Genomic DNA, 4,627 nt, shown 5'->3' on the forward strand with positions numbered 1-4,627 from the left:
AGCCGTTGTTGGCGCGTACGCCCATGGGGTCGCCCTCCGGCTCAGTTCGCGGCGGCGGCCGCGGCGCGCTCGGCCGCCTCGACGACGTTGACGAGGAGCTGCGCGCGGGTCATCGGGCCCACGCCGCCCGGGTTCGGGGCGACCCAGCCGGCCACCTCGCGGACGCCCGGGTGGACGTCGCCGACGATCTTGCCGGTCTCGTCGCGGCTGACGCCCACGTCCAGTACGGCCGCGCCCGGCTTGATGTCCTCCGGCTTGATCAGGTGCGGCACGCCCGCCGCCGCGACCACGATGTCGGCCCGCCGCAGATGCTCGGCGAGGTCGCGCGTACCCGTGTGGCACTGCGTGACGGTCGCGTTCTCGGAGCGGCGCGTCAGCAGCAGCGGCATCGGGCGGCCGATGGTGACACCGCGCCCGACCACGACCACGTGAGCGCCCGCGATCTCCACGCCGTGCCGGCGCAGCAGCGTCACGATGCCGGCGGGCGTGCAGGGCAGCGGCGCGGGCTCGCCCAGCACGAGGCGGCCGAGGTTCGTCGGGTGCAGACCGTCCGCGTCCTTGGCCGGGTCCATGAGCTCCAGCACCCGGTTGGTGTCGATGCCCTTGGGCAGCGGGAGCTGCACGATGTAGCCGGTGCAGGCCGGGTCCTCGTTGAGCTCCCGTACGACCGCCTCGATGTCGTCCTGCGTCGCGGTCGCGGGCAGCTCGCGCTGGATGGAGGCGATGCCGACCTGCGCGCAGTCGCGGTGCTTGCCCGCCACGTACTTCTGGCTGCCGACGTCCTCGCCGACGAGCAGCGTGCCGAGGCCCGGCGTGACGCCCCTCGCTTTGAGGTCCGCCACCCGGGCGGTCAGATCGGACTTGATCGCGGCTGCGGTGGCCTTGCCATCGAGAATCTGGGCGCTCATGGGCCCATCCTCGCGGATGACCCCCGGTCTCTTCCAATCCCGGCGGCGGCCGACGCACCGGACGCCACGGTGCGTGCGCGACGGACGGTGCGGAAGGAGCTACGGGCCGTGTGCGAGAGGTTGCATGTGCACAACAGTCGCCCATATCGACTGGACAAGGGACGGACGCCGATACGACGATGAGCCGCGCAATGCCGCGGGCAGTGCCGGGGGGACAGAGCGGCGCGTACGAGTGTGCAGACGAGTTCCTCCGCGCGGACCGCGCGTCCCCGCACAACCCACGGAGGAACACGCCATGAGTTTCGGCGACCAGAACAACCCCTACGGCCAGCAGCAGCCCGCTCAGCCGGCCCAGCCCGGTTACGGCTACCCGGCCGCCCCGCCCGTCCAGCAGGGCTACGGCGCCGGCTACCCGGCCGCGCCGATGGAGATGCCGAGCTCGGTGAAGACCGGCCGCATCCTGGTCTGGGTCATCATCGCGCTGCAGATCGTCTTCGCGGTGTACGCGCTGACGCAGCTCGGCGAGATCGACAAGGCCGTGGAGGGCAGCGGCCTGAACAGCAACGAGACCGAGGCCATCGCCGACATCGGCAAGGGCGTCGTCGTCTTCTTCGCCGGCTTCGCGGTGGTCTTCGCCCTGCTGGGCCTGTTCATCGGCCTGAAGTACACGAGCGGCGGCAACGGCGTCCGCGTCTGCGCCATCGTCTGGGCGTCGTTCGCCATCGTGGGCGGCCTGTTCCAGCTCCCGATCGGCATCGGCACGATCATCGCGGCGATCCTGCTGATCGTCTTCGCCGCCAAGGGCGACAGCGCCGCGTGGTTCAAGCGCCCGCGCGTCTGAGGTTCCCGCGTACGGCAGGAAGGCCGTGGCTCCCGCACCGCGCGGGAGCCACGGCCTTCGCCGTACCGCTCAGTGGAAGAAGTGGCGGGTGCCCGTGAAGTACATCGTCACGCCGGCCTTCTTCGCGGCCTCCACGACCAGCTCGTCGCGGACCGAGCCGCCCGGCTGGACGACCGCCTTGACTCCGGCCGCGGTGAGGATCTCCAGGCCGTCCGGGAAGGGGAAGAACGCGTCGGACGCGGCGTACGCGCCGCGCGCCCGCTCCTCGCCCGCACGCTCGACGGCGAGCTTCGCGGAGTCGACGCGGTTGACCTGGCCCATGCCGACGCCGACGCTGGCGCCGTCCTTGGCGAGCAGGATCGCGTTGGACTTGACGGCCCGGCACGCCTTCCAGGCGAACGCCAGCTCGGCGAGCTCGGCCTCGGAGAGGGCGTCGCCGGTGGCGAGGGTCCACGTCGCCGGGTCGTCGCCGTCCGCCTGGAGGCGGTCGGTGACCTGGAGGAGCGCGCCGCCGTCGATGGGCTTCAGCTCGACCGGCGCCGAGGGCGCCTCCGGGCAGCGCAGCACGCGGATGTTCTTCTTGCGGGCCAGGACCTCGACCGCGCCGTCCTCGTAGCCGGGGGCGACGATGACCTCGGTGAAGATCTCCGCGACCTGCTCCGCCATCGCGACGGACACCGGGCGGTTCACGGCGATCACGCCGCCGAACGCCGACAGCGGGTCGCAGGCGTGCGCCTTGCGGTGCGCCTCCGCGACGTCCGCGCCGACCGCGATACCGCACGGGTTGGCGTGCTTGATGATCGCGACGCACGGCTCGGCGTGGTCGTACGCGGCGCGCCGCGCGGCCTCGGTATCCGTGAAGTTGTTGAAGGACATCTCCTTGCCGTGGAGCTGCTCCGCCTCGGCCAGGCCGCCCCGCCCGTCGACGTACAGCGCGGCGTCCTGGTGCGGGTTCTCGCCGTACCGCAGGACGTTCTTACGGGCGTACGTGGCGCCCATGAAGTCCGGGAAGCGGCTCTCGTCGGCCGGGGCGTACGAGGACGCGAACCAGGACGCGACGGCCACGTCGTACGCGGCCGTGTGCTGGAACGCCTCGGCGGCCAGGCGCTTGCGCGCGGCCAGGTCGAAGCCGCCCGCTTGGACGGCGGCGAGGACGTCGCCGTACCGGGCCGGGGACGTCACGACCGCGACCGACGGGTGGTTCTTGGCGGCGGCGCGGACCATCGACGGGCCGCCGATGTCGATCTGCTCGACGCACTCGTCAGGGCCGGCGCCGGAGGCGACCGTCGCCTCGAACGGGTACAGGTTCACGACCACCAGGTCGAACGGCTCCACGCCCAGCTCGGCGAGCTGCTCGCGGTGCGCGTCCAGGCGCAGGTCGGCCAGGATGCCGGCGTGCACGCGCGGGTGCAGGGTCTTGACGCGGCCGTCCAGGCACTCGGGGAAGCCGGTCAGCTCCTCGACCTTGGTGACCGGGACGCCGGTGGCGGCGATCCTCGCGGCCGTGGAGCCCGTGGAGACCAGCTCGACGCCCGCCTCGTGCAGCCCGCGGGCCAGCTCCTCCAGACCCGTCTTGTCGTAGACACTCACCAGCGCGCGACGGATGGGCTTATTCACCGACATGAACCTTTCGTCCCTCAATGCGGTAGCCGTGCCGGGCGAGACGCCCCACGACCTCGACGAGCAGCGTGCGCTCGACTTCTTTGATGCGCTCGTGGAGAGCGGCTTCGTCGTCCGTGTCCCGCACCTCGACCACACCCTGGGCGATGATCGGGCCGGTGTCGACGCCGTCGTCGACGAAGTGGACGGTGCATCCGGTGACCTTCGCGCCGTACGCGAGGGCGTCCCGCACCCCGTGGGCACCGGGGAAACTGGGCAGCAGGGCGGGGTGCGTGTTGACCGTCCGCCCGCCGAAGCGCGCCAGGAACTCCTTCCCGACGATCTTCATGAAGCCCGCCGACACGACCAGGTCGGGCTCGTACGCGGCGACGGCGTCGGCGAGCGCCTTGTCCCACGCGTCACGGGTCTCGTGGTCCTTGACCCGGCACACGAAGGTCGGCACCCCGGCGCGCTCGGCCCGCTCCAGGCCCGCGATCCCGGTCCGGTCGGCACCCACGGCGACGACCTGGACCTCGGAGCCGTAGCCGTCCGGGTCGGCGGTGATGGCGTCGAGCAGGGCCTGGAGGTTCGTGCCCGATCCGGAGACCAGGACGACGAGGCGGGCGGGGGCGGCGGCAGCCACGGGGAACTCTTTTCGCGTCGGGCTTTTGTATGGTCGTACGAATGCGTCGCTGGCCCGGATACGGGGAACCCTACGAACGAGCCGACCGTCAGCAACGATACCGGCACACCGCCCCTCCCCCACGGGACGGGGGCGGGGCCGGGCGGTAGCGTGCGGTGCAGAGCCGTCCCGCACGAGACGACGGACGGACACGACAACAGGGGAAGACGTTCACCACATGCCGGACCGACGCCGCCGCACCTCCACGGACGACAGCAATCCGTTCGCGCCGCCGCCGGAGGGCCGGCCCGACGAGCCCTGGCAGCCCCGCCACCCCGGCAACGGCGAGGACGGCCGGGAGGGCGGGCGCGGTGACGGGCGCGAGGGCGGGGACGACGGCGGCCCCGACAACGACCGTCCGGCGACGCCCGGCGGCCAGTGGAGCCCGCGCCAGCCGGGACGCTCGTCCGGCGGCTTCGGCGGAGGCGGGGGCGGAGGCTGGGGCGGCGGTGGCCAGGGCGGCGACGGCGCAGGGCCCGGCAGGCGCCAGGAGGGGCCGCAGCTCCGCTGGGACCCGACGGACCCGGCCCAGCGCCGCGCGCGGTACGCGCTGCTCGCGGGCATGTGGGGCTTCTTCTTCGCGGTCTTCGACTTCTC

4 protein-coding genes and 1 pseudogene are annotated in these 4,627 nt (G+C 72.6%); 2 read left to right on the top strand and 3 right to left on the bottom strand.

What is annotated here, in order from left to right:
* Window positions 1–41: 41 nt before the first annotated feature.
* Window positions 42–908 (bottom strand): bifunctional methylenetetrahydrofolate dehydrogenase/methenyltetrahydrofolate cyclohydrolase, encoded by an 867-nt coding sequence (locus tag HTZ82_RS03760; RefSeq protein ID WP_175407818.1) that lies wholly within the window; start codon window positions 906–908, stop codon window positions 42–44.
* Window positions 909–1,203: 295 nt separating this feature from the next.
* On the opposite strand from HTZ82_RS03760, the gene HTZ82_RS03765 reads away from it, so the two are divergent.
* Complete coding sequence (locus HTZ82_RS03765) at window positions 1,204–1,749, top strand: hypothetical protein (protein WP_175407819.1); 546 nt, start codon at window positions 1,204–1,206, stop codon at window positions 1,747–1,749.
* A gap of 69 nt (window positions 1,750–1,818) precedes the next feature.
* Here the strand turns inward: HTZ82_RS03765 and purH are convergent, their stop codons facing one another.
* Window positions 1,819–3,372, bottom strand: coding sequence for a bifunctional phosphoribosylaminoimidazolecarboxamide formyltransferase/IMP cyclohydrolase (purH, locus tag HTZ82_RS03770; RefSeq protein ID WP_175407820.1), 1,554 nt, complete (start codon window positions 3,370–3,372; stop codon window positions 1,819–1,821).
* The gene (gene purN / locus HTZ82_RS03775; protein WP_175407821.1) at window positions 3,359–3,991 is read right to left on the bottom strand and encodes a phosphoribosylglycinamide formyltransferase; all 633 of its coding nucleotides are present in this window, start codon (window positions 3,989–3,991) and stop codon (window positions 3,359–3,361) included. The genes purH and purN overlap by 14 nt, the downstream gene beginning before the upstream one ends.
* A gap of 217 nt (window positions 3,992–4,208) precedes the next feature.
* Between purN and HTZ82_RS03780 the strand changes: the two are divergent.
* Window positions 4,209–4,627: pseudogene (locus tag HTZ82_RS03780) on the top strand (hypothetical protein); the annotation flags it as partial.

It is taken from the genome of Streptomyces sp. TRM64462 (assembly GCF_013362995.1).
GTDB lineage: Bacteria > Actinomycetota > Actinomycetes > Streptomycetales > Streptomycetaceae > Streptomyces.

Bases quoted from the DNA above. Each gene is read 5' to 3' on its own strand.
- HTZ82_RS03765 (WP_175407819.1), top strand. From the start codon at position 1,204: ATGAGTTTCGGCGACCAGAACAACCCCTACGGCCAGCAGCAGCCCGCT.
- purH (WP_175407820.1), bottom strand. From the start codon at position 3,372: ATGTCGGTGAATAAGCCCATCCGTCGCGCGCTGGTGAGTGTCTACGAC.
- HTZ82_RS03760 (WP_175407818.1), bottom strand. From the start codon at position 908: ATGAGCGCCCAGATTCTCGATGGCAAGGCCACCGCAGCCGCGATCAAG.